The organism is Desulfosporosinus sp. I2 (assembly GCF_000960765.1).
Lineage (GTDB): Bacteria > Bacillota > Desulfitobacteriia > Desulfitobacteriales > Desulfitobacteriaceae > Desulfosporosinus.
The window spans coordinates 1-1,698 of the sequence record NZ_JYNH01000271.1 but is presented as its reverse complement, the minus strand read 5'-3'; the positions used below and the strand labels follow the sequence as shown (position 1 = coordinate 1,698).

The following is a 1,698-nucleotide window of genomic DNA, read 5'->3' as shown; positions in this document are numbered from 1 at the left end:
GCAATTGAGATACTGAAGAATGCCGGATGCAAGGAAATATTCATTTTCGGCTCGTTGGTCACGGGTACTTACAGGGAAGATTCTGATATAGATATTGCCATAAAAGGATGTTTACCCGAAAATTATTTTGCTCTATTAGGGAAATTAATGACTACATTAAGTCGTCCTGTCGATTTAATCAATTTAGATAGAGAAGATCCATTTTCACAATACCTTGAAAAGGAAGGTGATCTTTATCGCGTCTCCTGAAAAGGCAATATCTCAAATAATTTTCGAGATAAAGCAAATCGATGAATTATTTACTTCCTTCAGCGAACTATTGGAGAAGAGTAAAGTGGAGGAACCAACTTTAATCGAACTTACCGCAATAGGTTCAATCCTGCATTCCTTTTATAATGGAATTGAGAACATATTTAAAACAATCGGAAAAAATATTGATGGTGAAATCCCTGGTGGTAACCACTGGCATAGTCAACTCATAAAACAAATGACTGAATCTACATCTAAACGTGATCCTATTATGGAAAATTGGCAGACTACCTAGCTTTCAGACATTATTATCGCAATTCATATTCCTTTTGGTTAAAATGGAATGAGTTGAAGAAACTATAAACAAGGTGCTTCGCCTTTAACGCGGAGCACCTTGTTTTCGAGGTAAGCAACAATCTCGAGGGATCGTTAACCTACGAAAAGACTTCCTTTTCAGGCTGTACCAGTGAGGTAACTTCGGCACTAAAGGGGCTGGGACGAAGAAAAATCATTATTACAGGGATGGAAACCCATGTTTGTGAGTACTGAAACCCAGTTCTACTCCTCTTTTTTACTAACTTTCTGCCAAAGGTCCTGAGATAAAATGGGTTCTAACAATTGAAAAAATGCTTGACAATTCGTCAACAACTTAATGCAAGGCTAGTGATAATATGTCATATGATAATTTGGAGAACCAGGGCATATCATCGGGGGAATCTCGATGGTATAATTAATAAAATTACGATAAAAATTTAACCTATAACCTAAAAGAGGTCCCGTCCTTTAAGTTCGGAGCCCTGCTATTTTAGGTATAACAATTACCCGATGAATTCCGCGCATTCGTATTATTCAACTGCCACAACACATGTGGAGTGCGTATGTCTTTTGAAGAAGACTAAGTGAAAAAGCATAGCAGGAAGCTAGGAATCGAATCTTTAGTAGAATTAATTGTAGGAGGACATGTTATGAAAATTTCAAAGAAAGATGCGTTGTTTTGGTTTGAATTCTTTTCAATATTGCCAGAGGATGAGGAAGTTATGACAAAACAACAAGAAATCATTTACGCTACCTTTGCACAAACTGAGGCTGCGATCGATCATAGAAATGATAGGTTAATGTCGGAAATCAGTGGCTTGAAAACTTTGGAGAATAGAACTTTTTTTGTGGGAAATGAAAGCAAATTCCCCAAAGGATGTCGTTCTTGTCTGTTGGGAACCGGTTTGAGTGCAATCAGGAAAACGAACAAATGTAACTTAGAGTGTAAGTTCTGCTATCATTATGGAGAACTGGATGATATTGCTCCGGTTGGCGAAGGTATGTGGGAAATCGGAGACACAAAATTTTATGAGAAGGACATTGATTTACTTCTTTCCATCCAACAGAAGCCCACGGGCATTTCCTACGTTTATTTAGAGCCATTCATGGAAATTGAAAAATACTATCCGGTTA

Annotated in this window: 2 protein-coding genes and 2 pseudogenes; all 4 read left to right on the top strand. The window is 37.5% G+C overall.

The genetic code is table 11. The annotated features are described in order from the left end of the window. A partial coding sequence (locus UF75_RS25580; protein WP_045577331.1) for a nucleotidyltransferase domain-containing protein occupies nt 1-249 on the top strand: 249 nt, incomplete at its 5' end. Next, nucleotides 227-544: a hypothetical protein gene (locus tag UF75_RS25575; protein WP_045577330.1), complete on the top strand. Its 318-nt coding sequence runs from the start codon at nt 227-229 to the stop codon at nt 542-544. The genes UF75_RS25580 and UF75_RS25575, both read left to right, overlap by 23 nt. Nucleotides 545-678: 134 nt before the next feature. Then, nucleotides 679-798, top strand: a pseudogene (locus UF75_RS30950) (isochorismatase family protein); the annotation flags it as partial. 416 nt (nt 799-1,214) lie between these two features. Beyond that, nucleotides 1,215-1,698 (top strand): annotated as a pseudogene (locus UF75_RS25570) (radical SAM protein); the annotation flags it as partial.